The organism is Amycolatopsis sp. NPDC004378 (assembly GCF_053602455.1).
Map to the genome: position 1 here is coordinate 1,484,338 of NZ_JBSGDR010000001.1, position 26,252 is coordinate 1,510,589.

The 26,252-nt window shown below is 71.4% G+C and carries 28 protein-coding genes; 12 read left to right on the forward strand and 16 right to left on the reverse strand.

Annotated features, from left to right (window positions below):
• Positions 1 to 67 precede the first annotated feature (67 nt).
• The 3 genes from ACWEN0_RS07325 to ACWEN0_RS07335 all read left to right on the forward strand — a co-directional run bounded on the left by ACWEN0_RS07325 (position 68) and on the right by ACWEN0_RS07335 (position 2,211).
• Complete coding sequence (locus ACWEN0_RS07325) at positions 68 to 766, forward strand: FadR/GntR family transcriptional regulator (protein WP_451969730.1); 699 nt, start codon at positions 68 to 70, stop codon at positions 764 to 766.
• A gap of 75 nt (positions 767 to 841) precedes the next feature.
• Entirely contained in the window at positions 842 to 1,609 is a 768-nt protein-coding gene (locus tag ACWEN0_RS07330; RefSeq protein ID WP_451969732.1) for an inositol monophosphatase family protein, read from the forward strand.
• Positions 1,606 to 2,211 carry an NAD(P)-dependent oxidoreductase gene (locus ACWEN0_RS07335; protein WP_451969734.1) on the forward strand — a complete coding sequence of 202 codons (606 nt, stop codon included), beginning with the start codon at positions 1,606 to 1,608 and terminating at the stop codon, positions 2,209 to 2,211. Before ACWEN0_RS07330 ends, ACWEN0_RS07335 begins: the two co-directional genes overlap by 4 nt.
• On the opposite strand, the gene ACWEN0_RS07340 is transcribed toward ACWEN0_RS07335, so the two are convergent.
• From ACWEN0_RS07340 to ACWEN0_RS07355, 4 genes are read right to left on the reverse strand one after another with little or no spacing between them, the layout of a single operon-like run.
• On the reverse strand, positions 2,203 to 3,102 hold the full coding sequence (locus tag ACWEN0_RS07340) for a LysR family transcriptional regulator (protein ID WP_451969736.1): 900 nt from the start codon (positions 3,100 to 3,102) through the stop codon (positions 2,203 to 2,205). The genes ACWEN0_RS07335 and ACWEN0_RS07340 overlap by 9 nt on opposite strands.
• A gap of 14 nt (positions 3,103 to 3,116) precedes the next feature.
• Positions 3,117 to 3,713: a TetR/AcrR family transcriptional regulator gene (locus ACWEN0_RS07345; protein ID WP_451969737.1), complete on the reverse strand. Its 597-nt coding sequence runs from the start codon at positions 3,711 to 3,713 to the stop codon at positions 3,117 to 3,119.
• A 34-nt stretch (positions 3,714 to 3,747) separates the two neighbouring features.
• A complete protein-coding gene (locus ACWEN0_RS07350) occupies positions 3,748 to 4,464 on the reverse strand; it encodes a hypothetical protein (protein WP_451969739.1) in 717 nt (238 codons plus the stop codon).
• Entirely contained in the window at positions 4,457 to 4,966 is a 510-nt protein-coding gene (locus tag ACWEN0_RS07355; protein WP_451969740.1) for a SigE family RNA polymerase sigma factor, read from the reverse strand. Before ACWEN0_RS07355 ends, ACWEN0_RS07350 begins: the two co-directional genes overlap by 8 nt.
• Positions 4,967 to 5,102: 136 nt before the next feature.
• On the opposite strand from ACWEN0_RS07355, the gene ACWEN0_RS07360 reads away from it, so the two are divergent.
• The 3 genes from ACWEN0_RS07360 (at position 5,103) to ACWEN0_RS07370 (ending at position 7,631) form a co-directional block, all read left to right on the forward strand.
• Positions 5,103 to 6,125 (forward strand): threonine aldolase family protein, encoded by a 1,023-nt coding sequence (locus ACWEN0_RS07360; RefSeq protein ID WP_451969741.1) that lies wholly within the window; start codon positions 5,103 to 5,105, stop codon positions 6,123 to 6,125.
• Between the two features lie 17 nt (positions 6,126 to 6,142).
• Complete coding sequence (locus tag ACWEN0_RS07365) at positions 6,143 to 6,721, forward strand: HAD family hydrolase (RefSeq protein ID WP_451969907.1); 579 nt, start codon at positions 6,143 to 6,145, stop codon at positions 6,719 to 6,721.
• An 82-nt stretch (positions 6,722 to 6,803) separates the two neighbouring features.
• Positions 6,804 to 7,631, forward strand: coding sequence for an SAM-dependent methyltransferase (locus ACWEN0_RS07370; RefSeq protein ID WP_451969743.1), 828 nt, complete (start codon positions 6,804 to 6,806; stop codon positions 7,629 to 7,631).
• Here ACWEN0_RS07370 and ACWEN0_RS07375 read toward each other — a convergent pair.
• The 9 genes from ACWEN0_RS07375 to purD form a co-directional block, all read right to left on the reverse strand.
• Complete coding sequence (locus tag ACWEN0_RS07375) at positions 7,625 to 7,816, reverse strand: hypothetical protein (RefSeq protein ID WP_451969744.1); 192 nt, start codon at positions 7,814 to 7,816, stop codon at positions 7,625 to 7,627. The two genes, ACWEN0_RS07370 and ACWEN0_RS07375, sit on opposite strands and share 7 nt — an antisense overlap.
• 99 nt (positions 7,817 to 7,915) lie before the next feature.
• Positions 7,916 to 9,094, reverse strand: a complete 1,179-nt coding sequence (locus ACWEN0_RS07380) for a pyridoxal phosphate-dependent aminotransferase (RefSeq protein ID WP_451969746.1) — start codon at positions 9,092 to 9,094, stop codon at positions 7,916 to 7,918.
• Positions 9,095 to 9,119: 25 nt separating this feature from the next.
• Positions 9,120 to 10,187: a transglycosylase SLT domain-containing protein gene (locus ACWEN0_RS07385; protein ID WP_451969748.1), complete on the reverse strand. Its 1,068-nt coding sequence runs from the start codon at positions 10,185 to 10,187 to the stop codon at positions 9,120 to 9,122.
• Between the two features lie 71 nt (positions 10,188 to 10,258).
• Complete coding sequence (locus tag ACWEN0_RS07390) at positions 10,259 to 10,570, reverse strand: hypothetical protein (protein WP_451969749.1); 312 nt, start codon at positions 10,568 to 10,570, stop codon at positions 10,259 to 10,261.
• A 133-nt stretch (positions 10,571 to 10,703) separates the two neighbouring features.
• A complete protein-coding gene (locus ACWEN0_RS07395) occupies positions 10,704 to 11,462 on the reverse strand; it encodes an ESX secretion-associated protein EspG (protein WP_451969751.1) in 759 nt (252 codons plus the stop codon).
• 2 nt (positions 11,463 to 11,464) lie between these two features.
• Complete coding sequence (locus ACWEN0_RS07400) at positions 11,465 to 13,039, reverse strand: hypothetical protein (RefSeq protein ID WP_451969752.1); 1,575 nt, start codon at positions 13,037 to 13,039, stop codon at positions 11,465 to 11,467.
• 9 nt (positions 13,040 to 13,048) lie between these two features.
• The gene (locus ACWEN0_RS07405) at positions 13,049 to 13,615 is read right to left on the reverse strand and encodes a DUF3558 domain-containing protein (RefSeq protein WP_451969909.1); all 567 of its coding nucleotides are present in this window, start codon (positions 13,613 to 13,615) and stop codon (positions 13,049 to 13,051) included.
• A gap of 25 nt (positions 13,616 to 13,640) precedes the next feature.
• On the reverse strand, positions 13,641 to 14,021 hold the full coding sequence (locus ACWEN0_RS07410; protein WP_451969754.1) for a hypothetical protein: 381 nt from the start codon (positions 14,019 to 14,021) through the stop codon (positions 13,641 to 13,643).
• Positions 14,022 to 14,134: 113 nt separating this feature from the next.
• The gene (purD, locus tag ACWEN0_RS07415; RefSeq protein WP_451969755.1) at positions 14,135 to 15,409 is read right to left on the reverse strand and encodes a phosphoribosylamine--glycine ligase; all 1,275 of its coding nucleotides are present in this window, start codon (positions 15,407 to 15,409) and stop codon (positions 14,135 to 14,137) included.
• Positions 15,410 to 15,787: 378 nt separating this feature from the next.
• Here purD and ACWEN0_RS07420 point away from each other — a divergent pair, with 378 nt between their 5' ends.
• The 3 genes from ACWEN0_RS07420 (at position 15,788) to ACWEN0_RS07430 (ending at position 19,507) form a co-directional block, all read left to right on the forward strand.
• The gene (locus tag ACWEN0_RS07420; protein ID WP_451969757.1) at positions 15,788 to 16,927 is read left to right on the forward strand and encodes a glycerophosphodiester phosphodiesterase; all 1,140 of its coding nucleotides are present in this window, start codon (positions 15,788 to 15,790) and stop codon (positions 16,925 to 16,927) included.
• A gap of 41 nt (positions 16,928 to 16,968) precedes the next feature.
• Positions 16,969 to 17,892 (forward strand): serine hydrolase domain-containing protein, encoded by a 924-nt coding sequence (locus ACWEN0_RS07425; RefSeq protein ID WP_451969759.1) that lies wholly within the window; start codon positions 16,969 to 16,971, stop codon positions 17,890 to 17,892.
• A 70-nt stretch (positions 17,893 to 17,962) separates the two neighbouring features.
• Positions 17,963 to 19,507, forward strand: a complete 1,545-nt coding sequence (locus ACWEN0_RS07430) for an amino acid permease (RefSeq protein WP_451969761.1) — start codon at positions 17,963 to 17,965, stop codon at positions 19,505 to 19,507.
• Here ACWEN0_RS07430 and ACWEN0_RS07435 read toward each other — a convergent pair.
• Positions 19,491 to 20,720 carry an MFS transporter gene (locus tag ACWEN0_RS07435; protein ID WP_451969763.1) on the reverse strand — a complete coding sequence of 410 codons (1,230 nt, stop codon included), beginning with the start codon at positions 20,718 to 20,720 and terminating at the stop codon, positions 19,491 to 19,493. The two genes, ACWEN0_RS07430 and ACWEN0_RS07435, sit on opposite strands and share 17 nt — an antisense overlap.
• Positions 20,721 to 20,870: 150 nt before the next feature.
• On the opposite strand from ACWEN0_RS07435, the gene ACWEN0_RS07440 reads away from it, so the two are divergent.
• Positions 20,871 to 22,505: a cation:proton antiporter gene (locus tag ACWEN0_RS07440; protein ID WP_451969764.1), complete on the forward strand. Its 1,635-nt coding sequence runs from the start codon at positions 20,871 to 20,873 to the stop codon at positions 22,503 to 22,505.
• Here the strand turns inward: ACWEN0_RS07440 and ACWEN0_RS07445 are convergent.
• Positions 22,486 to 23,385, reverse strand: coding sequence for a TIGR03564 family F420-dependent LLM class oxidoreductase (locus ACWEN0_RS07445; protein WP_451969766.1), 900 nt, complete (start codon positions 23,383 to 23,385; stop codon positions 22,486 to 22,488). The two genes, ACWEN0_RS07440 and ACWEN0_RS07445, sit on opposite strands and share 20 nt — an antisense overlap.
• A 121-nt stretch (positions 23,386 to 23,506) precedes the next feature.
• On the opposite strand from ACWEN0_RS07445, the gene ACWEN0_RS07450 reads away from it, so the two are divergent.
• On the forward strand, positions 23,507 to 24,004 hold the full coding sequence (locus ACWEN0_RS07450; protein WP_451969768.1) for an OsmC family protein: 498 nt from the start codon (positions 23,507 to 23,509) through the stop codon (positions 24,002 to 24,004).
• Here ACWEN0_RS07450 and ACWEN0_RS07455 read toward each other — a convergent pair.
• Positions 24,001 to 25,287 (reverse strand): adenylosuccinate synthase, encoded by a 1,287-nt coding sequence (locus ACWEN0_RS07455; RefSeq protein WP_451969770.1) that lies wholly within the window; start codon positions 25,285 to 25,287, stop codon positions 24,001 to 24,003. The genes ACWEN0_RS07450 and ACWEN0_RS07455 overlap by 4 nt on opposite strands.
• A 76-nt stretch (positions 25,288 to 25,363) precedes the next feature.
• On the opposite strand from ACWEN0_RS07455, the gene ACWEN0_RS07460 reads away from it, so the two are divergent.
• Positions 25,364 to 26,047: a hypothetical protein gene (locus ACWEN0_RS07460; protein WP_451969772.1), complete on the forward strand. Its 684-nt coding sequence runs from the start codon at positions 25,364 to 25,366 to the stop codon at positions 26,045 to 26,047.
• Positions 26,048 to 26,252: the final 205 nt, after the last annotated feature.

The following is a 26,252-nucleotide window of genomic DNA, read 5'->3' on the forward strand; positions in this document are numbered from 1 at the left end:
TTTATGACGACTTCGGGAGCGGCGTAGGATGTCGCAGACACGACCTGCCAGCTGAAAGGCCTCTCCCTTGACCGAACACCGGCCACGCGGGTTGCACGGCCAGACCGTGGAGGCACTGGCCAGCCGGATCCTCTCCGACGAGTGGGGCGAGGGCACCGTCCTGGACCTGCCCGCGCTGCGCGAGGAGCTCGACATCAGCCTGACCGCGCTGCGCGAGGCGCTGAAGGTGCTGGCGGCGAAGGGGATGATCGACGCGCGGCAGAAGCGCGGCACGTTCGTCCAGCCGCGCGAGAAGTGGAACATGCTCGACGCCGACGTCATGCGCTGGCAGACCGCGGCCGCCGACGACCCCGGCCTGCTCGACGAACTCACCGAGGTCCGCGCGGTCGTCGAGCCGGCGGCGGCGCGGATCGCCGCCGAACGAGCGTCCGAAGAGGACATCGAGTCCCTGCGCGAGGCCCTGTCGGACATGGCGGCGGCCGGCGACCCCGAGGCGAGCGTCCAGGCCGACCTGGCCTTCCACCGGCGGCTGATGACCGCCACCCACAACAACTTCCTGATGCGGATGGAGCGGGTCATCGCGATCGGCCTGGCCGAGCGCGACAAGCTGGTGCACGGGGCCTCGCCGGCGGAGGACCCGGTACCGAGTCACCGGAAGGTCTTCGACGCGATCGTCGCGGGCGACCCGGCCGCGGCGGAGCAGGCGATGCTGGCCCTGGTCACCAAGTCCCGCGACGACCTGGCGAAGGCCCAGCGCCAGTCCTGACAAGTGCACTGCGGTAACTCGTCGATTGCCAAGATTGCATTTGAATCAGGGAGATTCCCGTGCCGTAATGGCTTCATGGACACCTTGACGACAGTGATGGTTCAGGCGGCCGAGAAGGCCGGAGTGGCGCTGCTGGCCGAGTACGACCCGGCGAGCCGCCCGGCGGACCGCGCGGCGATGTACGAACTCGGCACCCGCCTCGAAGCGACCTCGACGGCGATCGTGCGGGAGGCGCTCGACGACGTCCCCGGCGTGGGCTGGTGGGACGAAGACGAGGCCGGCCGGGTCGTGCCACCCGGGCGGTGGTGGGTGGTCGACGGCACCGAAGGCGCGGTCAACCTCGTGCACGGCCTGCCGGAGTGGGGCGTGACGATCACGCTGATCACGGACGGGCGCCCGGAGCTGACGGTCGTCCGCCAGCCGGTCGGCGACCTGACGTACACGGCCGCCCGGGGACAGGGCGCCTTCCTCAACGGGCGACGGCTGCGCGTCTCGGCGAAGACGGACCTCGCGGCCGCGGCCGTCACGGCGAGCCAGGGCGGCAACGACGAGCCGGTGTACGAACGGTTCGCGAGCGCGTTCGTGGCGATGGCTTCGCGGGCGTTGCTGGTGCGCAACACGATTCCGACGGTGTTCCCGCTGCTGGGCGTCGCGGCCGGGCAGTACGACGTGTTCTGGCAGTACGAACCCGACCTGCCGGGCAGCGCGTCCGGTTCGCTCTTGGCCGAGGAGGCGGGCGCGGTCGTCACGGACCTCGCGGGCGCGTCCTGGGACGTCAACGCTTCCGACATCCTCGTCGCCGCACCGGGTCTGCACGCCGCGGCGCTCGAGGTGCTGCGATGAGCCGGGTGGCGGTGCTCGGCGCGTCGGGCGCGGTCGGCAGCGAGCTGGTCCGGCAAGCGCTTTCCCGCGGGCACGACGTGGTGGCCATCAGCCGTCGCGCGTCGGCCACCGGGGACCGGCTGACCTCGATCGCCGCCGACGTCCACGACGCCGCGGGGATCGCAGAAGCGTTGCGGGGCAGCGAAATCGTGCTCGACGCCTTGGGCCTGCGGAAGGGTGATCCGCCTGGCGTGCTGACCGCCGGTGCGCGCGCGGTGGTGGCCGCCGCGCCGTCGCGTGCGGTGTCGGTGGGGGCTCTGGGGACCGGGCCGTCGGCGCCGGCGGCCGGGTGGCTGACCCGGACGCTGCTGGGACGGTTCCTCAAGGCCGAGCTGCCGGACAAGGTCGGCGCGGACGCGGCGATCCTCGGCATGGGCGGGACGGTCGTCCACGTGGGACCGATGAAGGCCGGCCCGATCAGCCCGACCCGCCGCGAAGTCGCGATCGATGCGGTGCCCCGCCGGCTCTTCCCGGCGACGATCAGCCACGCGACGGTCGCGGCGGCGATGCTGGACGCCGCCGAGCACGGCCCCCGCGGCGAAGTGCTGGTCGCCCTACCCTGACGAGGTCGCGGCGGACTCGAGGACCTGGGAAAGCGCGGCCCGGCAGTGGTCGCGCAGCCACGCGTGCGCCGGGTCGGTGTCGTAGCGGCTGTGCCAGCTCAGCACCACCTGCGGGCTCGGCAGGTCGAGCGGCGCCTCCGTCGTGCCCAGCCCGAGGTCGGCGCGGGCCTGGGCGGTGGCCCGCTCCGGCAGCACCCCCACGACGTCGCTGTGCGCGATCGCCTGCAGGGCCAAGGCCGCCGTCGGGAGCGCCGCCACGACCCGGCGGCGCAACCCCAGCTCGGCCAGCGCTTTGTCGACCCCGTCGCGCAGCCGGCCGCGCCGCGAGACGATCACGTGCTCGGCCGCGGCGAACTCCTCGACGGCCAGCTCGAGTCCGGCCCGGCTCACCAGCACCAGGCGGTCCTCGCCGACGACGTCGTGGCTGATCTCGGGGGTGGCCGGCACGGTCGCCCCGACCTCCAGGTCGACGTGCCCGCGCGCCAGGTCGGGCGTGTCCACCGGAGCCTCCGCGAGCAACCGCAGGCCGATGCCCGGCGCCTCGGCCGACGCTGTGCGCAGCAGGGCGGGGAACAACGCCGCGAGCAGCGCGTCGTGACCCTGGACCGTGAACGTGCGCCGCAGCGTGGCCGGGTCGACCGTGCGGGCCGGCGCCAGGACCCGGTTGGCCCGCGCCACCAGTGTCCGGACCTCGTCGCGCATCGCCAGCGCCCGCGGGGTCGGGGTCATCGTCCGGCCGGTGCGCACCAGGATGTCGTCGCCGGTCGTGGCCCGGATGCGCGCGAGCGTGCGGCTCATCGCGGGCGGGGTCAGGTGCAGCCGGTCGGCCGCCGCCTGCACGGAGTTCTCCTCCAGCAACGCGTCCAGCGCGGTCAGCAGGTTCAGGTCCACGTCGGCGACAGTAGCTAGGAACCGTCGAGGGCGTTCTGCAACATCCGGGCCGCCGCCGCACGCGGTTCCGGGTCGATCGCGATGAGGGCGTTGACGACCGCGCCGTCGACCAGCGCCACCAGCCGTTCCAGCTCGGCCTCGGCCACCGGCGTGCCCGAGCGGGCGAAGATCTCCGTCAGCAGCTCGTTGAGCTGGGCCGACAGCGTCCGCATCAACGGCCGCAGGTACGGCCGGCGGCCGGTTGCGACCAGCCGTTCGTACCGCAGCAGCACGGCCTCCGCGTCGGCCTCCGGATCGTCCGTCTCCGGGCCCAGCAGCATCTCGAGCACCAGCTCGACGGTCGCCTGGACACCGCGGTTGCGGGTCGCCAGCTCCTCCAGCCGGCGCCGGCCGGTCTCCAGCTCCACGTGCCCGTGGTGCTCGACGGCCGCGGTGACCAGCTCGTCCAGGGAGTCGAAGTAGTACGTCGTCGAGGCGAGCGGCAGACCCGCGCGCTCGGCCACCGCGCGGTGGCGAACGGCGTCGAACCCGCCCTCGACGAGCAGCTCCGCGGCGGCCTCGACGAGCGCGGCGCGCCGTCGTTCCCCTTTCGGGGTGGTCGCAGCGGTCATGACCGGTCATTCTGCCAACCGGGCGGACCCGGGCTCAGAAGCGGGGCGCGAGATCGTGCGCGAACTGCTCGACCTGACCCGCATACGGCGCCGTCGTCCCGGCCGCGGGCACGCTGACCAGCACCAACGAGCCGCCGGACGCGGTGGCCACCCGGGCCGTGACCGTGCCGGCCGGCTGGGACTTGAAGACCACGGGGATGCCCTTCGGGTACACGGCCGCGGACACCTCGCCGCCCGGAACCGGGAACCCGGCGGAGCGCGCCGCCGTCGAACAGGCGCCGCCAGGGACAGCCTGGGCAACGGCGACGTGGGCGGGGAGCTCGCCAGCGAGGGCAATGGCGAGCTCCCCGTCCACCTGTTCGCACCCGGAGGCGCCTTCGGCCAGAGGGCCGGTCTTCCCGCCCTGGTCACCTCCCTGCCGAGGTGGTTCGGACGAGAAGTTCGGTGACTCCCCACCGATCTCAGGACGTGCCGGGGTCATGCCGGGTTGCCCCGACCCCGGCCCGGATTGCGACGACAGGGCGCCGTCGCTCGCGGACGTCATCGATGCGGGAGTACCCCCGGACAGCAGCCCGTAAGCGCCGAACCCGACGACCACCAAGGCCGCGGCGCTCACCCCGGTGGTGATCCGGTTGCGCCGGCGCACGGTCTGGCGACGGGATTCGCGGACGACGTCGTCCTGCGTGAAGGTCGGCGAGGGCGCGTCGCCGGGCGCGGCGGAGAACAACGAGCGCAGTTCCTGCTCATCCATTGGTCTCCACCTCCCGTTCCAGCACCTGCTTGAGGTTCGCCAGCCCGCGCGCGGTCTGGCTCTTCACGTTGCCTTCGCTGCAGCCCAGCTCCTTCGCCGCACTGGTCACGTCCAGTCCTTCGAAGAACCGCAGGACCAGCACCGCACGCTGCCGCGGCGGCACTTCCTTCAGCGCCGCGAGCAGGTCTTCCCTGGTCGCGACGAGGTCGTCGAGGCCGGGCGAGTCGTTCACCGGCTCGGGCAGCGTCTCGGTCTGCCATTCACGCCGCCACGGACGCCGCGATTCGTCGATCGACGCCCGGACGAGCGTCTTGCGGACGTACGCGTCGGTCGCCGCGGGATCCCTGATCTTCTTCCACCTCCGGTGCAGCGCGACGAACGCCGTCTGCGCGAGGTCGTCCGCCCGGTGCCAGTCCCCGCAGAGCATGTACGCGGTCCGGCGCACGGCGTCCCGCCTGGCGGCGAAGTACTCCGCGAACTCCTCCTCGTCGCGCTGGTCCACGCGCAGTCGTGCTCCGCTCTGTTGTCGTCCGGCCGGTAAGACGGAATCAGGGGCGTCCACGGTTGCACGGACCGAGCAGGTCCCACCACTCCGGGGCTCATTGATCCCCGCGAGGTGGGTGTGATGTGATCGGCCCGTGACCTTCACGCTGGCGCCGCTGGACTTCCGCTCCGACACCGTCACCCGTCCGGACGACGTCATGCGCGCGGCGATGGCGTCCGCGGAGGTCGGGGACAACGTCCTCGAGCGCGACCCGACGGTCCAAGCCCTGGAGGAACGCGCCGCGCACGTCCTGGGCATGCCGGCCGCGCTGTGGGTGCCGAGCGGGACCATGGCCAACCTCGTCGCGCTGAGCCTGCACCTGAGCCGCGGCGACCGGTTCCTCGCCCCGCGCGGCGCGCACGTGCTGGTCAACGAGCTGGGCTCGGCCGCGTGGCTGGCCGGCGGTATGCCGGACCCCCTCGAGCACGACGGCGGCCCGGGCCGTCCGTCTCCCGACGCCCTCGCGGCCGCGATCGGACAACCCGGGCCATACTTCACTTTACGGACACGGCTGCTGTGCCTGGAGAACACGCACAACGCGGCCGGCGGCGCGGTGACCCCGCCCGACGAGCACGCCCAGCTGCTGTCCGTCGCGAAGGAGGCCGGCCTGACCGTGCACCTCGACGGCGCCCGGCTCTGGCACGCCGCCGTCGCCCTCGAGGTGCCGCCGGCCGCGCTGACCGTCGGCGTCGACAGCGTGTCGGCCTGCTTCAGCAAGGGCCTCGGCGCGCCGGTCGGCTCGGTCGTCGCGGGCAGCGCCGAGTTCGTCGAACGGGCCCGCCGGATGCGGCAGATGCTCGGCGGCGGCGTCCGGCAGGGCGGCATCCTCGCCGCGGCCTGCCTGGTCGCGCTCGACCGCGTCCCCGAGCTGGCCGAGTCGCACGAGAACGCGCGCCGGCTCGCCGAGGGCCTGACCGAGCACGGCTGGCCGACGAACGACCCGGACACCAACATCGTGCTCGCCGCCGTGCCCGACATCCCGACCGCGCTGCGCTGGCTCGGCTCGCTCGGGATCCAGGCCGTGCCGATGGCCGGGCAGGTCCGGTTCGTCACGCACCGGGACCTGAGCGCGGCCGACGTCGAAGAAGCCTTGCGCCGGATCAAGACCGGCGCGTGAACGCAACTGGGGGCACCGTGAACTGGATCGTGTTCGACTACGGCGACGTGCTGAGCAAGCCCAGCCTCGCCCGCCCGGAGATGGCCGCGCTGATGGGCGCGCCGCTGCCGGAGTTCGAGAAGGTCTACTGGGAGTACCGGCTTTCCTACGACGCCGGCAGCACCCCGCTCGAGTACTGGCAGACGCTCGGCGACGCGCTGGGCGTGCCGGTCGGCGAAGAGCTGTCGGCCCGGCTGACCCAGGTCGACATCGACGGCTGGGGACACCTGGAGCCGTCCTCACTGGACCTGCTCGAAGCCCTTTCCGAAGCGGGCGCGTCGCTGGCGCTGCTCTCCAACGCCCCGGTCCCGTTCGCCGAATGGGCCCGCGCGCAGGACTGGGCGCGGCACTTCCGCGTGACGCTCTTCTCCGGCGACGTCCGGTGCGTCAAGCCGGACGCGAAGATCTTCCGCCTGCTGCTCGACGAGCTGGGCGCGGAGCCGGCGGACTGCCTGTTCTTCGACGACCGTCCGTCCAATGTGGACGGAGCGCGCGCGGTGGGGCTCAAGGCCCAGGTGTGGAACGGCACCGACGCGGCCCGCGCCTGGCTCGACTGAGTTCACCCGGACCGCACGTCCGGCTACCGGTGGTGATCCGGCTTGGCCTAGGCTGCACGGACCCGACACCCGGTAGGCCGCCATGACGACGAGCGAACGACCGTCGGCCCGCGTCGACTTCGACCGGCCGAGCATCGCCCGCGTCTTCGACGCGCTGATGGGCGGGCAGGACAACTACGAGGCCGACCGGGCGGTGCTGCGGGAGATCCTGGAGATCGCCCCGGAGTCGCCGGCGATGACGCGGGAAGTGCGGCAGTGGCTCGTGCGGGCCGTCCGGTACCTCACCGAACGGCTCGGCGTCGACCAGTTCCTCGACCTCGGCTCGGGCTTCCCGACGGTGGAGAACACCCACCAGGTGGCGCAGAAGTACAACCCCGAGGCGCACGTCGTCTACGTCGACAACGACCCGGTCGTGCAGGCGCACGGCCGGGCCGTACTGGTCGACAACGACTTCACGCACATCGCGGGCAACGACCTGCTGAAGCCGGCCGAAACCCTGGCCGACGTGGGCCGGTACCTCGACTTCGAGCGGCCGGTCGGGCTCGTGCTGTGCGCGATCGTCCACCACATCACGGATCTGGAGCGGGCGCGGCGGGTGGTCAAGGCGTACGTCGACGCGATGGCGCCGGGTTCGTACCTGGTCCTGCTGCACCAGCACAACCCGGCCGACGGTTCCGAAGCCGCCGGCGTCGCGACGTCGTTGCAGGAACGGTTCAGCGGCACCGGGCTCGACACGAGCTACCGCACGCGAGCCGAGATCGCGTCGTTCTTCGACGGCCTCGACCTGCTCGAGCCCGGGTTGACGGTGCCGCACCGGTGGTGGCCGGACGGACCGCGCCTGACGCCGCTGACGCCCGTCAACTGGACGTCCTTGTGCGGCGTGGCGCGGATCCCGGGCCGGGCTCAGTAACGGTTGATGCGCCGCGGGTCCTTCCGGCCGCCGCTGATCGCGCGGTAGCCGGCCGCACCGAGGAACGCGATTCCGCCGATGATGGCGATCCACAGGACGGCCTTGAACACGAAGCCGATCACGGCGCCCAGCACCATGAACGCCACCCAGGCGACGATCAGGCCGCCGACGATCTTCCAGAACATGGCTCCTCCGATTGCTCCCGTGGCCCCTCCGGCCGATGCCTCCACTCTGGCACCTCCGCCGGGGAAACTCCCCTCGTCGAGCCAACGTTCAGGGATGAATCAGGGTTCCCCCTGGCCGAGCCAGGAGCCCAGGCGGCGGACGCCTTCGTCGATGTCCTCGGCGCTGCCGGCGAAGGAGAACCGGACGTACTTGCCGCCGTCGACCGGGTCGAAGTCGACGCCGGGTGTGATGGCGAGCCCGGTGTCGGCGAGCAGCCGCTGGCACCAGCTCAGGCTGTCTTCGGTGTACGCGCTGACGTCGGCGTACGCGTAGAAGGCGCCGTCGGCGGGGGCGAGCTTGTCGAGCCCGATGCCCTTGAGCCCGGCGAAGAGCCGGTCGCGGTTGGCGCGGTACCGCTCGACGTGCGCGTCGGCCTCCGCGTACGACTCCGGTGTGAAGGCGGCGAGCGCCGCGTACTGCGAGACCGCGGGCGGGCAGATGGTGAAGTTGCCGGTCAGGACGTCGACCGCGCGGTGCAGCCGCTGCGGCACGAGCATCCAGCCGAGCCGCCAGCCGGTCATCGCGAAGTACTTCGAGAAGCTGCCGAGGACCAGCGGTTCGCGCCCAAACTGCCACGCGCAGTCGAGCTCGGCGCCGTAGGAGATGCCGTGGTAGATCTCGTCGCTGATCAGCTGCACGCCGTGCGACGCGCACCAGCCGGTGATCGCGGCGAGCTCCCCGGGCGGCAGCACGGTGCCGGTGGGGTTGCTCGGGCTGGCGACGATCAGGCCGTCGATCGGGCCGAGCTCGTCGAGCAGCGCGACGGTCGGCTGGAAGTTCGTCTCGGCGGTGGTGGCGAACTCGACGACCTCGCAGCCGAGGACGGACAGCAGGTTGCGGTAGGCGGGGTAGCCGGGCCGGGCCATCGCGACCTTGGCGCCGGGGTCGAACGCGCTGAGGAAGGCGAGCAGGAACCCGCCGGAGGACCCGGTGGTCATGACGACGTCCTGCGCGGCGACGTCGAGGCGGTATTTCCGCTGGTAGTGCCCGGCGACGGCCGCGCGCAGCTCGGGAACGCCGAGCTGCTCGGTGTAGCCGAGCGTGCCGTCTCGCAGCGCTTTCGCGGCGGCCTCGAGCACGGGTTCGGGCGCGGGCGCGGACGGCTGCCCGGCCGCGAGCGACACGAGATCGCCGTGGCTGCGCTGCCGGGCTCCCGCAGCGGAGAGGACGTCCATGACGTGGAAGGGCGGCACGCCGGCCCGCAGCGCGGGCCCGGCGAAGGCTCCGAGGTCGACCATGCGGCCAGGCTAGTTGCCCCCGGGTTCAGTACCCCTGGTAGGCACCGCCGTGGGCCATGGCCTTGATGCCGGGCACGTTGGCGAGGCCGCCGTACCGGTCGATCGAGTACCGGACCCCGGCGATGATGTTGTCGACCGGGTTGTAGATGTTGTCGTGCCCGGGCAGCTTGTGGGCGTTGAACGTCGAGTCGATGCACTGCATGAGCCCCTTGGACGGGTGCCCCGCGGCCGCGTTCGAGTCCCAGTTGTTGATGGCGTTCGGGTTGCCGCCGGACTCGTGCTGGATGATCGCCCAGATGTTCTTGATGTCGGCGTCGGTCACCGGCACGCCCGCGGCCTGGAGCTCCTTGATGGCCTCCTGGATCCACTGCTGCACGTTCCCCGGGGGCGGCGAGGAGGGCGGGCCACCGCTCGGGCCGAGGCCGCCGCCGCCCCCGCCACCACCGCCGTGGTGGGAGGCGCCGCTGCTGTGGATGCCGCCGGTGCTCTTCGGCGCGGAAGCGGAGCTGCTCGGGAGCGGCACCTGGTCGTAGCCGCCCTCGATCTGCTGGGACATCAGCGTCTGTGACGCCTTGATCGCGGTGTCGGCCTGGGTCTGCAGGCCCGTCACGTCACCGTCGAAGCCCGCGGTGATGTCGTGGATGTCGGTCTTCGCCTTGGCGAGGATCTCCGCCTCGGTGGGACTGGGCGCGGGCTTGTTCGGATCCTTTTCGTGCTCCGCTGCCGCGTTCTTGGCCGCGTCCATCGCGGCTTGGGCCTGCTGGTTGCGGTCGTTGACGGCCTTCTCGGCGGCCAGCTGCTTGTCGCCGACGTTCTTCTTGATCTGTTCGAGGGTCGACGCGAGGTCGTCGAGGTCCTTGCCGACGTCCTCGAGGTGGGTCTGCACCTTCGCCCCGGCGTCCCCGACCTGCTGGACGTACGCGAAGAACTGGTCGGCGGCCGGACCCGCCCACACCCCGCTCTTGAGCGCCTCCGTCGACGACTTCAGCGACGCGTTGTGATCACCCGCGTTCTTGCCCGCCTCGTGGAACTGCCTCGCCGCCGCGGTGATTTTGGCCAGATCGACCTTTTCGACCTGGTTCACCTTCTGCATGAAGGCTTCCCAATTGTCCGGCGTTCCGGCGCCGCCCGGGTTCAATCCCACTCTGGTGCCCCCTGCTCAGTTCACTTGTCGACGTGCAGCGTCAGGTCGCTCGCACCGACCTGGTCGGTTTCGGTGATCAGCCCGGCGGCCTTGCGCATGGCGAACCCCAGTGCCTCCATGTGCTTGCCGGCGGCGTCGAACTGGCTGTGCACGCCGTCCTTGAACTTGCCGACCGCACCATGCGCCTCGCCGGTGGCGTCCATCCCGCCGAAAGGGCTTTCTTTCTCGTGGTCCATGCCGGTGACCTTCTGCTTGGACTTTTCGAACTCGTCCTTCAGCTTCTCCACCTGGCCGGCCGCGATGGCCATCGAGTCGGTGTCGTAGACAGGCACGGTTCGTCATCCCCTTCGCCAACTTGCGTCCGCCCGATCAGACGTCACGATGACCAGGACGGTTCCCGCGCTTACTTTATGACTTCACGCGGTCCGCGCGTACGGATCCCGGCCAACTTCCACCCGGCGGGGCTCAGGCCTCCGCCATCAGCTCGCGGATCCGCGTCGCCAGCAGGGCGTTGTCCGCCGGGGTGATCGTGGCCCACTCGCGGCCGTCGCGGTCGGGGATCACCTGGAACAGGTAGCGGCCCGCGTCCGTGTCGAAGAACGCCACCACGCGGCCCGCGCGGTGGACCACACCGTCGCGGCCGACGCGCTCCGCGCCGAACTGGCCGCGCGCCTCCTGACCCAGCAGCATGCCCGACAGCTCCTGGGCGTGGAACAGCTCCACGCCCCGGTCCTCCAGCGCCGTGACCAGGGCTTTCGCATCTCCGCGCGCGGACTCGTCGGCCGATCGCAAGACGTCGTACGGGATGCTCACCGTCTGGCCGATGCCCGGGCCCAGGTCGCCCGCCACTGAGACCGCCGCCTCCGGGAGGCCGTCTTCCGTGGCCGGGATCAGCCAGACTTCGCCGTGGTCCACCACCGCCAGCACCGCCTGGCTGCGGACGCTCACCGCGCGGCCGCGGATCTCGCGTTCCGCCCACACCCACACGTCGATGCCGAACTGCGGGCGGGCCAGCAGGTGCAGCAGGTCCGCCACCTCGCCCGAGACCCGGCGGTTGCGGGCCAGGCGCCGCTCGCTCAGCGACGCCCAGGCCGACTCCACCAGCTTCGACCGCTCGGCCCGGGTGGTTCCCTCGCTCGGCACGTCGAGCGCGACGTGCCGGCGGGGCAGTCCGAACGACTCCCAGAGCACGTCGAACTCGAGCGCGGACAGCACCAGCGACACGGTCAGCGCACATCCCCGCCGTGGTCACCGATCACGTCGGGCGAAACCATCCGCTGGTCGGCGAACAGGTCCTGGTCGTCGACGCCGAAGCGGCGGATGTGCTCGGCGTCGTCCTCCTGGGGCGCCGCCTCGGACAGGAACTTCGTGGCCCCGCGATCCTGCTTCGGGCTGATCTGCTCCGACTTCCGCAGCGCGGTCGCCTCTTCCTCGGGCAGCTCGCCGACCGGCAGGGGCCGCACCGGGCCCTTCGCCTGGTTCTTCTCCCGCCGCTGGCGGTCCTTGTCGCCGCTCAGCGCGCCACCGGCCGCGCCCGCGCCGACCGCGGCCGCGCCCGCACCCAGCTCGCCCGGCGTCACGCCCGGCTTCGCCGTGAACGCGCGTTCGCCGCTGAACTGGCCGGGCGCGATCGGGGCCTGCGGGATCGAGCCGACCGTGCGGCCCTTCGCCAGCAGCCCGTCCGGGCCGCGGCCCAGGGCAGCGTCGGTCGAGCCGCCGGACGCGCTCCCGCCGCCCAGTGACTTGATCGGCGCCGTCGACGGCGACGAGCCCGGCGACGATCCCGGCGGCAGCGCGCCGGGCGCACCCGGCGGGACGAACTGCTCACCGCCCCCGCCGACGGCCAGGCCGGGCGAGAAGTGCGTGGAGTCGCCGGAGGACGTGCCGCGCCCCGGGGCGTTGACCCAGCCGGGGCCGGGGGTGGCCGCCGGCGGGCGCACACCGGCCGGGCTGGTCGACGAGCTGGGTGTCGTCTGCTGGGTGGGCGCCGTGCCCGCGCCGGTCTGGCGCGGCGGCTGCGCGACGGGCCGGGACGGCTGCTGCGCCGCGACGCCGTACACCGGGGTCGGCGGGTCGGCGTGGACCGTGTGCGAGACCGGCTGCACCACCGGCGGGTCGACGTGCACCGAGCGGACCTTGTCCGACGCCGGCCGCACGCTGCCGTCCGGCGTCACCGCGACGGCCGCGCCCGCGACGTCCAGCCCGCCCGGCGTGACGCCCGGGGCGGCCAGCTTCAGCGACTCGGGGTCGGACAGGGACTGCGTCGAGAGCAGGTTTCCGCCGCTCTCCTGCGCGTACTCGTTCAGGGCCTGCTTCGCCTGCTCCTTGGCGTTGTTCGCGGCCTCGACCTGACGCGCGTGGTCGGTCTCGAAGCCGATGAGGCTCAGCAGCAGGCCGTCGCCGAGGGTGTAGCCGCCCGCGCCCTTCCGGACCGTCTCGGCGTCCGGGAGCTTGTACTTGGTGCGGTTGAAGGACTCGCCCTGCTCGAACACCATCTCGGCGGCGTGCGCGACCTTCGTGGTGGCGTCCTGGGAGAACCCGGCCTGCTCGGTGAGCACCTGGCTGGCCGCGCCGCCGGCCTGGCTCTGCCATTCGACGCCGAGCTTCAGCAGCTGCGCGCGCAACGTCTGGTCGGTGTGGGCGAGGGCGGTCGCGACGGCCTTCAGCGCGTCGACGGCCGTGCCGATGCTGCCGGTGCCGTCGCCGGTGATCATCCGGGTGATCTGGTCGGCGATCGCGGTGTTGGTCCAGCCGTCGAAGCGGTGGTTCTGGATCCCGGCCGCGAGCTCGGAGAATTCCACGCGCCCTCCCTAGTTGCGTGCTTTCAGGGTCTGCACCGCGATGTCGGCGGCGTGCGCCGACATCTCGCACAGCTGCGGCTGCGTGAGCTTGCCGCGGGTGATGGCGAAGGTCTGGACGGCCAGCGTCTGGCCCCTCGCGACGCCGACGAGCGTTTCGCAGTCGGCCGGATCGCCGGCCGCGCGGTAGTTCGTCAGCGCCGGGTAACCGCCGATGGTCTTCGGCTCGGTGGTCATGCTGTTCTTCTTGCGGGCCCCGGTGATCCACTCCTCGAGGTCCGCCGGAACCGCGCGCACGTGGTAGGCGTGCACCGGCTCCGCGCCGTCGGCGTCGAACACGCACGTCGGCCCGTCTTCGGGCGGGGCTTCCCGCGGCGCGCTGGTGATCTTCAGGGCGTCGAGCTGCACCTGCGGGAACACTTCGCACAGGTTGACACCCTGCAGGGTCAGCTCGGCCGGGCGCTGCGGCAGCTGGGCCGCCTTGGCGCTCTGCGACGCCGCCGTCGCGGCCGTCTCGACCGGGTAGGGGGTGCCGTCGGTACCCGGCGAGCACCCGGCGAGCGCCGCCGTCGCCAGCACGCCCCCGGTGATCCGCAGCCTCCGGCTACGCACCGTGCTTGCCGCGGTCACCGAACACCGCCGCCTTCTCCTCGTCGCTGACCTTGTAGTCCTTGGCGGCGTCCCGCAGCTGCGAGACCAGGCGCTTCAGGCCGGCGACGTACTCGCGGACCTGGCCCGCGTAGGACCGGTCGCCGTCGGCGATGAGGGAGTTCCAGGCGGCGACCGACTGGGTGCTGATCACGTCGGCGGACGGCGAGTCGATCCGCAGCTGCCCGAGCTTCGTCAGCAGCTGGTCTTCGAGGGCGTTGGCCTGCTCTTCGACGATCCGGGCGACGTCGAGGAGCTTGTCCGGGTGGACCAGGACGTCCGCGGCGGCCGGCGCCACGGGAACCGCCGAGCTCAGGTCGTACGAAGGTCCTGACATGCTCTCCCCTGACGTCATACGGACAGTGACCGGCCGACTCCCGTCGAAGGCTACCAACCCGGGTGTGACAGCAGGCTGAGATTGGACGAACTTCGTCCCCCGCCGGTTCCCGGTCAGGCGCGTTGTTTCGCCCCCGGAGCGCTGATCTCGCCGTTCGCCGCCTTCAGGGCGATGTCCGTGCGGTGGTGCGAGCCCGCGAGGTGGACCTTCTCGACGGTCTCGTACGCGTGTTTGCGCGCCGACTTGAGCGTCTTGCCGGTGCCGACGACCGACAGCACACGGCCGCCGGAGGAGACGACCGCGCCGTCGTCGCGGCGGCGGGTGCCGGCGTGCAGGACGCCCTCCAGCTCGGCACCGCCGATGACGTCGCCGGTGCGCGGCTTGCCCGGGTAGCCGTCGGCGGCGATCACGACGGTGACCGCGGCCCCGCCGGACCACTCCAGCGGCGGGTGCTCGGCGAGCTTGCCGGTGGCGGTGGCGTGCATCAGCCCGGCGATCGGGGTGCGCAGCAGCGCCAGGACGACCTGCGTCTCCGGGTCGCCGAAGCGGCAGTTGAACTCGATGACCTGCGGGCCTTCGGACGTCAGCGCGAGCCCGGCGTAGAGCAGGCCGGAGAACGACGCGCCGCGGTTGACCAGCTCGTCGGCGACCGGCTGGACGACCTTCTCGACCAGCTCGTCGACGAGGTTTTCGGGGGCCCAGGGCAGCGGGGCGTACGCGCCCATGCCGCCGGTGTTCGGGCCCGCGTCGTCGTCGCCGACGCGCTTGAAGTCCTGGGCCGGCAGCAGGGGGACGACCGTGTTGCCGTCGACGAAGCAGAACAGCGACGCCTCCGGACCGTCCAAAAAGGACTCCAGGAGGACCGGGTGGCCGCCGTCGAGCAGCATGATCGCGTGCTTGCGGGCGACGTCGTAGTCGGTCGTGACGACGACGCCCTTGCCGGCGGCGAGGCCGTCGTCCTTGACCACCCAGGTCGGGCCGAAGCGGCCGAGCGCGGCGTCGAGGCGGGCCGGGTTGTCGACCACCTCGCTGCGCGCCGTCGGCACGTTCGCCGCCGCCATGACGTCCTTGGCGAACGCCTTCGAGCCTTCGATGCGGGCGGCCGCGGCCGACGGGCCGAAGCAGGCGATGCCCGTCTTGCGGACGGCGTCGGCGACCCCGGCGACGAGCGGGACCTCGGGCCCGATCACCACCAGGTCGGCCTGCCAGCTCTTCGCGAGAGCCGCGACGGCTTCCGGATCGGCCGCGTCCACCCCGGGCTGCTCGGCCACGGCGGCCGTCCCGGCGTTGCCGGGAGCGCAGGCCAGCGCGGTGACCGCGGGGTCGCCGGACGCCGCGAGGACGAGTGCATGCTCACGGGCGCCGGACCCGATTACCAGTACGCGCACGCCGCACAGCGTATCCGCACGGATCCGCGCCGGACATTTCGCCGTCCCCCGGCACCCCGGGTGAGCAGGAGTCCACGCGCCGTTCACCGGGATGGAGGGGTGGCGGAGCGGGGATGCGCGGAGCGAAACGCGCGCGGCTCGGTCCTGGGCCGGCACCGGCGGCAGGTCGCCGTGGGGCGCCGACGGGAAGGCCCGGCGTCGCGGCGCAGTCGGCCGTCGCGCGATCCCTCGCGCGTCGCCGTCCCCCGGCAGCCCGGGTGAGCAGGAGTCCACGCGGCGTTTACCGCCCGGTTCGTCCAGGTACGCACTTCGGACGCTTGCGACATCGAGGGTGGCGCGAGTAGATCAGGGGCACCCCGTGTGAAAAGAGGTCACCAGATGAAGCGCAACCGTGTCGGCGTGCTGGCACTCGCCGGACTGGCGTTGCTGAGTGTCACCGGACTGGCCGTCGGGTCCGCGAGCGCCGCCGAGAGCGGGGGGTCCGCCGATGCGGCCGCGCACGGGCGGGGCCACGATGACCCCGTGATCATCGGACACCGCGGCGCGCCCGGGTACCGGCCGGAGCACACCCTCGCCTCCTACGAACTCGCCTACCGGATGGGCGTGGACTGGGTCGACGTCGACCTCGTGCCGACCAAGGACGGCCAGCTCGTCGCCCGGCACGAGCCGGAGATCGGCGGCACCACGGACGTCGCGAAGCACCCCGAGTTCGCGAACCGCAAGAAGACCCTGGTGATCGACGGCGTCCCGACGACCGGCTGGTTCACCCAGGACTTCACGCTCGCGGAGCTGAAGACGCTGCGCGCGGTCGAGCGGATCCCGGCGAACCGGCCGCACAACACGCTGTACAACGGCCGCTACCAGATCGCCTCCTTCCAGGAGGTGCTCGACCTGACCAAGCGGCTCGGCAAGGAGCTGCACCGGACGCTCGGCACCTACCCCGAGGTCAAGCACTCGACGTTCTTCCAGTCGATCGGCAACCCGGCCGAGCCGAAGCTGGTGTCGATCCTCAAGCGCAACGGCCTCGACCGGCCGGACGCGCCGGCGATCATCCAGTCGTTCGAGGTGTCGAACCTGATCGACCTGCACAAGCAGATCCGGACGCCGCTGCTGCAGCTGACGTCGGCTTCGGGCGCTCCGGCGGACTTCGTCGCGAAGGGCGACCCGCGGACGTACGCGGACATCGTCTCGCCGAAGGGCCTTCGCGACGTGGCGAAGTACGCGAAGTACCTCGGGCCGGACAAGGGCCAGGTCATCCCGCGGGACGCGAGCGACAACCTGGGCACGCCGACCGCGCTGGTGGCCGACGCGCACAAGGTGGGCCTGAAGGTCCAGCCGTACACGTTCCGGAACGAGAACCCGTTCCTGCCGGCCAACCTGCGCTCGTCCGCCGAGCCGGACGCCTACGGTGACGTGTTCACCGAGGAGGCCGCGTTCTTCAAGGCCGGCGTCGACGGCTTCTTCGCCGACCAGGCCGACACCGCGCTGGAGTCGCTGCACGCCTTCCTGGGCCGCTAAAACCGCTGGTCACGAGGGGCACCTTCGTGGACGCTTGGTCCATGAAGGCGTCCCTCGTGGATTTCTCCGGTGTGGTGCTGGTCAACCGCGGCGAGGAGACGCTGCTCGCCGAAGCGTCCGGGTACGCGCACCTCGGCTACGGCGTCGAGAACACGCTCGACACCCGCTTCGCGATCGCCAGCGGCACCAAGGGGTTCACGGCGCTGGTCGTCGTGGGGCTGATCGCCGACGGGCACCTCGAGCTGACGACCCGAGCGCGTGACGTCCTCGGCAACGACCTGCCGCTGATCGACGACCGCGTGACCGTCGAGCACCTGCTGACGCACACGTCCGGCATCGGCGACTACTGCGACGACGAAAACCCGCCAGAGAACCCGCCCTGGCTCGTCACGTCGGCCGACTACCTGGCCGCCCTCGACGGGTTCCCGCAGCGGTTCCCGCCCGGCGAGCGGTTCCACTACAACAACGGCGCGTTCGTCGTCCTCGGCCTGATCGCCGAACGGGTCGCGGGCATACCTTTCGCCGACCTCGTCCGGACCCGCGTGACCGAGCCCGCGGGGATGACCGACACGGCGTTCCACCGGTCCGACGCCCTGCCGGGCCGGACCGCCACCGGGTACCTGGAAGACGGCCGCACCAACGTGTTCGGCCTGCCCGTGGTGGGCCACGGCGACGGCGGGATCTACAGCACGGCGCCGGACTTCCGGAAGTTCTGGCCCGCCCTGTTCGACGGCCGGATCGTGCCGCGCGAGTGGGTCACGCGGATGCTGCGCGGCGAGCGTTACGGCCTCGGCTTCTGGCTGCCCCGGCCGGGCGTGGTGCGGCTGGCGGGCGGCGACCACGGCGTCGCGTTCCGGAGCACGCACGAACCCTCGACCGGTCTGACCGCGACCCTCGTCTCGAACGACCACCGAGGTGGCGGGCCCCTGCTCCGGCGGCTGGACGAGTATTTGACGAGGTCTTGACACCCTCGGGGACCGGGGCTACTTTCGGCGAATTCAATGGTCTGGCCGCATACCTTTCAAGAGGTGCCCGATGGACGTTTCCGACCAGCAGACCACCCCCGACCACGCCGACGACGACAGCGCGCGCCTGCACCAGCTGGGGTACGCGCAGGAGCTGAAACGGACGATGTCGGCGTTCTCCAACTTCGCCGTCTCGTTCACGATCATCTCGATCCTCTCCGGCTGCCTGACGCTCTACGGCTTCGGCATGAAGACCGGCGGGCCGGCCGCGATGATCTGGGGCTGGCCGCTCGTCGGGGTGTTCGTCATCCTGGTCGGCCTCGGCATGGCCGAGGTCTGCTCGAGCTACCCGACCGCGGGCGGCCTCTACTACTGGGCGGCGAAGCTGGCGCCGGGCCGGTCCGGCCCCGCCTGGTCGTGGTTCACCGGCTGGTTCAACCTGATCGGGCAGATCGCCGTCACCGCGGGCATCGACTTCGGCGCGGCGCTGTTCCTCAACGCGTTCCTCGACCTGCAGTGGGGCTTCGCCGCGACGCCGGGGCACACGATCCTGCTGCTCGCGATCATCCTCGTGGTGCACGGCCTGCTGAACACGTTCGGCGTCCGGATCGTGGCGATCCTCAACAACGTCAGCGTGTGGTGGCACCTCGTCGGCGTGCTGGTGATCGTCGGCGTGCTGATCTTCGTGCCGGCCAAGCACCAGGACGCGTCGTTCGTCTTCGGCAGCTTCGTGAACCAGACCGGCTGGGGCTCGACGTTCTACGTGTTCGCCCTGGGTCTGCTGGTGGCCCAGTACACGCTGACCGGCTACGACGCTTCGGCGCACATGACCGAGGAGACGAAGAGCGCGGCGAAGGCGGGCCCGCGCGGCATCGTCATGTCGATCGTCGTCTCGCTCGTCGCGGGCTGGATCCTGCTGATCGGCCTGACGTTCGCCATCCAGGACTACGACGGCGCCGTCAACTCCGCCACCGGCGTGCCGCCCGCGCAGATCTTCATCGACGCGACGGGCGCGGTCACCGGCAAGTTCCTGCTGCTGATCTGCATCGGCGCGCAGCTGTTCTGCGGCATGGCTTCGGTGACGGCGAACTCGCGGATGATCTACGCGTTCGCGCGCGACGGCGCCATCCCGGGGTCGGGCATCTGGCACAAGATCAACAAGCGCACGCAGACGCCGACCAACGCCGTGTGGCTGGCGGCGGGCGGCGCGCTGATCCTGGCCCTGCCGTACCTGTGGAGCGCGACGGCCTACGCGGCGGTGACGTCGATCGCCGTCGTCGGGCTCTACGTGGCGTACGTGATCCCGGTGTTCCTGCGCGTCCGCCGCGGCGACTCGTTCGAGCCCGGGCCGTGGACGCTGGGCCGCTGGGGCAAGCCGGTCGGCATCGTCGCGACGGTGTGGGTCGTGCTGATCTTCGTCCTGTTCATGCTGCCGCAGGTGTCACCGGTGACGGTGGATTCGTTCAACTACACGCCGATCGCGTTCCTGGTGGTGCTCGGCGGCGCGGCCCTGTGGTGGGCGCTTTCGGCCCGCAAGTGGTTCACGGGCCCGAAGGTCCAGGGCTCGGCCGCCGAGCTGGCCGCGGTGGAGCAGGAGCTCAAGGAACTCGGCTGACGTCCGGCGTGCTCTGCGCCGCCGGGGAGCGGCGGCCGGGACGGACCACCGTCACGGCCGCCGCGCCCAGCGCGCCGACGCCGGCGAACGCGTAGAAGCCCCAGGGGTAGGCGATTCCGGCCGTCAGCAGGGCGCCGCCGAGGAGCGGGCCCGAGATCGCGCCGATCCGGCCGATGCCCGCGGACCAGCCGAGGCCGGTCGCGCGGATCGCGTCCGGGTAGACGCGGCCGATGTACGCGTACACCAGCACCTGCGCGCTGAACACGAAGCAGCCGGTCAGGAACACCGCCGCGTACAGCCCGACGGCCGGCAGCTTGACGCTCAGCAGCGCGAGGAACACCGCGCCCGCGCAGAACCAGCCGATCGCTGACGGCCGGATGCCGACGCGGTCGGCCACGCGCCCCGCCACCAGCAGCCCGGCGATGCCGCCGACGTTCAGCGTCAGCAGCAGGCTCAGCGCCGCGCCGAGCGGGTACCCGGCCTGCCGCATGATCTCCGGCAGCCAGGTGTTGAGCCCGTAGACCAGCAGCAGGCCCATGAACGACGTCACCCAGAACGCGACCGTCGCGCGCAGCAGGCCGCCGCGGAACAGGCCCGCTACCGCGTGGCCGGCCGAGCGCTCGGTCTCGCGGACGCGCTCGAACGTCTCGGACTCCGGCAGGAACCTGAGCATCAGCGGGATCAGCACCACCGCCGGGATCGCCCCGGCGACGAACATCGCGCGCCAGCCCAGCGGCGCGATCAGCGCGATGCCGAGCAGCGCCGTCAGCACCGCGCCGACGTGGTAGCCGGTCATCACGGTCGTCGTCGCGCTGCCGGACTTGCCGCTGCGCGCGTACTCCGTGACGAGCGTGATCGCCGTCGGCAGGCAGCCGCCGAGGCCGAGCCCGGCGACGAACCGCAGCAGGCCGAAGACGACCGTCGACGGCGAGAACGCGCACAACAGCGTGCACAGCGAGAACAACGCGACCGAGATGATCAGCGACTTCCGGCGGCCGATGACGTCGGTGATCGTGCCGATCGCCAGCCCGCCCAGCATCATCCCGGCGAGCCCGACCGTCGAGACGACCGACGCCGTGCCGGGCGTCAGGCCCCAGACGTGGTCACGCAGGAGCACGGGCAGCACGGTGCCGAGCACGACCAGGTCGAACCCGTCGAGCAGGACGGCGGTCCAGGCCAGGGGCACGACCCAGGAGCGAGTGCCAGGGGACATGGAAGAACCTCCGGATGTGCGTCGGTGCACGTCTTCCGCACAAGTGTGCGTAGTGCGCACAAGTATGCACAGGGGGTACGACGTAATCCAGGTCACTTCCACTCAGCGGAAGCCGAGCGTGTGTCGTCTACCTGCGGAAAGATCGCGCGGGTGGAGATCCTGACGCTCATGGGCGTGCTCGCCGGCTCGCTGGCGCTGACGGCGGTCGCCCGGCGCTACAACCTGTCCGCGCCGTTGCTGGTGGTGGTCGTCGCGCTCGGGGTCGCGCTGATCCCCGGCGTGCCGCGGTTCGAGCTGGAACCCGAGCTGGTGCTCACCGTCGTGCTGCCGCCGCTGCTCTACTCGACGTCACTGGAAAGCTCGCTGACGCACTTCAAGAACAGCCTGCGGCCGATCGTCGCGCTGGGCGTGGTGCTGGTCGCGGTGACGGCGGTGGTCGTCGCGGTCGTCGTGCACCTGCTGCTGCCGGACGTGCCCTTCGCCTCGGCGCTGGTCCTCGGCGCGGTGGTGGCGCCGCCGGACGCGGTGACGGCGGTGGCGATCGGGCGCAAGCTCGGGCTGCCGCGGCGGCTGATGACCGTGCTGACCGGGGAAAGCCTCGTCAACGACGCCGCCGCGCTGACGCTCTACAAGGTCGCGCTCGCCGCCGTCGCGGGCACCGCGGGGTCGGCCGGGCACGGGTTCGCCGTGTTCGGCGTCGCGACCGTGCTCGGCATCGCGGTCGGCCTGGCGATCGGCGCGGCCGTCGTGCTGGTCCGCCGCCTGCTCGACGACCCGCTGATGGAGTCGGCGTTCGGGATCATCGTGCCGTTCGGCGCGTACGTCACCGCGGAGCACCTCCACCCGTTCGGCGAGGAGTTCAGCGGGTCGGGCGTCCTGGCAGTCGTCGCGGCCGGCCTCTACCTCGGGGCGCGCTCGCTGTACGCGTCGCCCGCGACGCGCATGCAGGACAGGTCCGTGTGGGCCTCCATCGACGTCATGCTCGAGGCACTGGTGTTCGCGCTGATGGGGCTGCAGCTGCCGTTCGTGCTCGACGGCGCCCAGCACGCGGCCCGCGACAACGGGACGCTCGCGCTCGTCGCGGTGGTCGTCCTGCTGGTGACGATGCTGGTGCGGATCCCGGCGGTGTTCGTCTTCGCGTACCTGCCGCGGGCGATGCGGCTGTTCGGCCGCGGGCGGGCGGCCCCGTCGTGGCGGTCGCTGGCGGTGCTGTCGTGGACGGGCATGCGCGGCGTCGTGACGCTGGCCGCGGCGGCCGGTGTCCCCGCCGGCACACCGGGACGCGAAGAGATCCAGCTGTTCGCGTTCGCCGTGGCGATCGGGACGGTGCTGATCCAGGGGCTGACGTTGCCGCCGCTGATCCGGGTGCTGAAGGTGCAGGACCCGTCGGAGGCTTCCCGGGACGAAGCCGAAGAGCTGGCCGCGCGGGAGGTCGCGAAGAAGGCGGCGCACGACCGGCTGCGCGAGATCAGCCGCGAGCGGCTCGCGTCGCTGGACCTGCCGCCCGAGAAGGTCCAGGGGCTCAAGGAACGGCTGGAACGCCTGGTGGAGACGCGCTACCGGTTCGCCGAAGCCACGATCAAGCTGTCGGGCGAGGACCGCCCCGGCACCCCGCAGGCCCAGTTCGCGAAGGCCCGCCGGGAGCTCCTGATCGTCCAGCGCAAGGCGATGATCGAAGAGAACCGCGCCGGCCGCCTCGACGACGACGTGCTGCAGAAGGTGCTGCGCGAACTGGACCTCGAGGAGATGTCGGTGACGGCGACCCTCACGAACCGATTGAGCTGATGACCTCCCAGGTCCGGCGGCGTTCCTCGCTCGACCGGATGCCGGTCTGGGAGACGAGGACGTCGGTCGCGCCGGCGTCGTAGTAGCGCCGCAGGCCCTTGAGCACGGTGGTTTCGTCACCGATGACCGCCAGGTCCGCCGGGTGGTCGACGCCTTCGGCTTCGAGGATCCGCCGGTACGACGGGATCCGGGAGTAGAACCCCATCTGCTCGACGGCTTTCGCCCGGACGGCGTCGGGCTCGTTCGTGACGATGGCCGGGACGGCGGCGAGGATCCGCTTGCCGGCCATGACCGGCACGATCCGCTCGGAAAGCGCTCTCGGCCCGGCGAGGAACGGCAGCGTCCCGTCGGCCAGCTCCGCGGTGACCCGCAGCGCCTGCGGCCCCATGGCGGCGACGATGACGGGGACGTCACCGCCCACAGTGGACGGTCCGGGCACCTTCGCCGTGACGGTCTCGCCCTCGAAGTCGACGGCTTCCCCGGCGAAAACCCGGTTCAAGACGGTCAGGTACTCGCGCAGGTGCCGGATGGGCGGCGGGTAGTCGACGCCGTAGACGGGCCCGAGGAAGCCCTTCGAGCCGAGCCCGATCCCGAGCGTGAACCGGCCCCCGGTCGCGGCTTGCGCGGTCTGCGCGGCACTGGCGACGAGCAGCGGGTGCCGCGGATAGGTCGGCACGACGGACGTCCCGACCTCGATGCCGGGGTTTTCCCGCCCGGCAACGGCGGCGACCGTGATGGCGTCCTGGCTGAGGGGCAGCTGCGAAAACCAGACGGACTTGAGCCCGGCGTCCGCGGCTTGCCTGGTCTGCGCGACGAGCTCGTCGACGAGGTTCGGCGCGGCGCCGGTGTCGCCCGACGGGAGCGTGACTCCGATGGTCATGCCCCCAAGTTAACGAGCGGCGCCATCGGTTTCCGGCTTCCCAGGACTTGAGAACCCGAGCGGCGCCCGTGAGATTCGCCCACCCTGTGGCGATATCCGTTCGCGATCTTCAGGAGAGCCCATGTCGCTGACCGATGTCATCGAAGGCACCCGCAAGGCCGTCGACGCCGACCCGCACAACGCCGCCGTCTCCTTCAGCGTGGCCAACGTCCTCAAGCCCGGCACCAAGACCGAAGTCCAGGTCAACGTCCGCGAGCACACCTTCACCGTGGACGAGCCACCCGCGCTCGGCGGGGCCGACCAGGCCGCGAACCCGGTCGAGTTCGCGCTGGCCGCCCTCGGCTCCTGCCAGGTCATCACCTACCAGTTCTGGGCGGCGAAGCGCGGGATTCCGCTCGACTCCGTCAAGGTCACCGTCGACGGCGACCTCGACCTGCACGGCTTCTTCGGCTTCTCCTTCAACACGCGCCCCGGCTTCGGGGACGTGCGGGTGTCCGTCGAGCTCGAAGGGCCGGCGAGCCGGGAGCGCTACGAAGACCTCAAGCGCGAGGTCGACGAGCACTGCCCGGTGCTCGACCTGTTCCGCAACGAGACGCCGGTCAGCACCAAGCTGACCTAGACGAACTGATGGCGGACGATCGTCTGGTCCCGGCCCGGGCCCACGCCGATCGCCGAGATCCGGGCGCCGGACAGCTCTTCCAGGCGCTCGACGTACGCGCGCGCGTTCGCCGGGAGCTCCTCGAACGTGCGGCAGCCCGAGATGTCCTCGAACCACCCCGGGTGCTCTTCGTAGATCGGGATCGCGTGGTGGACGTCGGTCTGCGTCATCGGCATGTCCGGCGTGCGGAAGCCGTCAACCTCGTAGCCGACGCACACCGGCACCTTCTCCAGCCCGGACAGCACGTCCAGCTTGGTGAGGAAGTAGTCCGTGATGCCGTTGACGCGCACCGCGTAGCGCGCGATCACCGCGTCGAACCAGCCCGTGCGCCGTGACCGGCCCGTCGTGACGCCGAACTCGCCGCCCTGCTTGCGCAGGTACTCGCCGGACTCGTCGTGCAGCTCGGTCGGGAACGGGCCCGAGCCGACGCGCGTGGTGTACGCCTTGAGGATGCCGAGCACCGTGGTGATCCGGCCCGGGCCGATGCCGGAGCCGGCGCTCGCGCCGCCGGACGTCGGGTTCGACGACGTCACGAACGGGTAGGTGCCGTGGTCGACGTCGAGCAGCGTGCCCTGCGAGCCTTCGAGCAGCACCGTCTCGCCGCGCTCGAGGGCCTGGTTGAGCTGCAGCCGGGTGTCGGCGATGCGGTGCGCGAACTTCTCGCCCGCGGCCAGCACCTCGTCGGCGACCTGGTTCGCCTCGAGCGCCTTGCGGTTGTAGACCTTCACCAGCACCTGGTTCTTGAACTCCAGCGCGGCTTCGACCTTCTGGCGGAAGATCTTCTCGTCGAGCAGGTCCTGCACGCGGACGCCGACGCGGGCGATCTTGTCCTGGTAGCACGGTCCGATGCCGCGGCCGGTGGTGCCGATCTTGCGGCTGCCGAGGTAACGCTCGGTGACTTTGTCGATGGCCACGTGGTACGGCATGATCAAGTGCGCGTCGGCCGAGATCAGCAGCTTGGACGTGTCGACGTCCCGCGCTTCGAGGCCGGAGAGCTCGTCGAGCAGCACGCCCGGGTCGACCACGACACCGTTGCCGATGACGTTCGTCACGCCGGGGGTGAGGATGCCGGACGGGATGAGGTGCAGGGCGAAGTTCTCGCCGTTCGGCAGGACGACCGTGTGACCGGCGTTGTTGCCACCCTGGTAGCGGACGACCCACTGGACCCGGTCACCCATCAGGTCGGTGGCCTTGCCCTTGCCTTCGTCTCCCCATTGGGCACCGATGAGCACGATGGCCGGCATGTGACACTCCAGGTGTTCGACGACTGAGGTTAAGTGTCCCGGACGGACACCGGTGGCGCTGACGAAATGCCGGTGCATGACTGTAACGGAGGACCTGCGGGTGCGCGGACTGGTGGTGGCCTGCGGCGACGGCGCGGCGGGCTTCGAAGAGGTCGACGACGTCGAATCGATCCGCGTCCCGAGCCGTCCCGGCAAGGCGGAAATCGACCCCTTGCTGGGCGAACACGATCACCTGGTCGTGTCGGGCACGGACGCGGACCTCGCGGCGGTCGTGCAGCGGCTGCTCCGCAAGGACGCGCTCTCGGGCGTGTCGGTCGGTTTCGTGCCGTCTTCGCCGGACTCGGTCGTCGCCGCGCTCTGGGGGCTGCCGAAGACGCCGTTGCAGGCCCTCGCGCTGGGCCTGCGCGGCGAGGTCGACCCGGTGCCGCTGATCCGCGACGACGTCGGCGGCGTGGTCGTCGGGCGCGGGCAGCTGCGGCTGGTCCGCGGCGTGGCCTACGCCGACGAGCAGGTGGCGTTGCGCGGGCCGGCGTCGTCGATCGAGGTGACCCCCGACCCGGGCGGGCCCGGCCTCGCCGTCCGCGTCGTGAAGGGGACGATCTTCAAGCGGCCGAGCACGCTCTACGCGCGCGCGTTCCAGATCGGCTGCATCCCGACGCGGCCCGTGAGCGACGACGTGGTCCACGAGCGCGCCGTGAACAAGTGGACGTGGTACCGGCACACCGAGGACCTCCGCCTGGTCCGCGGAACTTTCGGATGAAAGATCGCCGGCCGCGCTGAGGTCCGGACGACAAGCCCCATACACCGCACCGCAGGGCAATTCGACGGCGAATTGCCCTTTTTCACGCCTTTTTTCGCGATGTCGGCAGCGCGCTGCCGCGCGGGTGTCACTCGGCGTTAACCGAGTGTCACCCACAAGTGTTGCCTAGTGCCACTTCCGTGCTTGATGGTTATTCGGTCCCCAT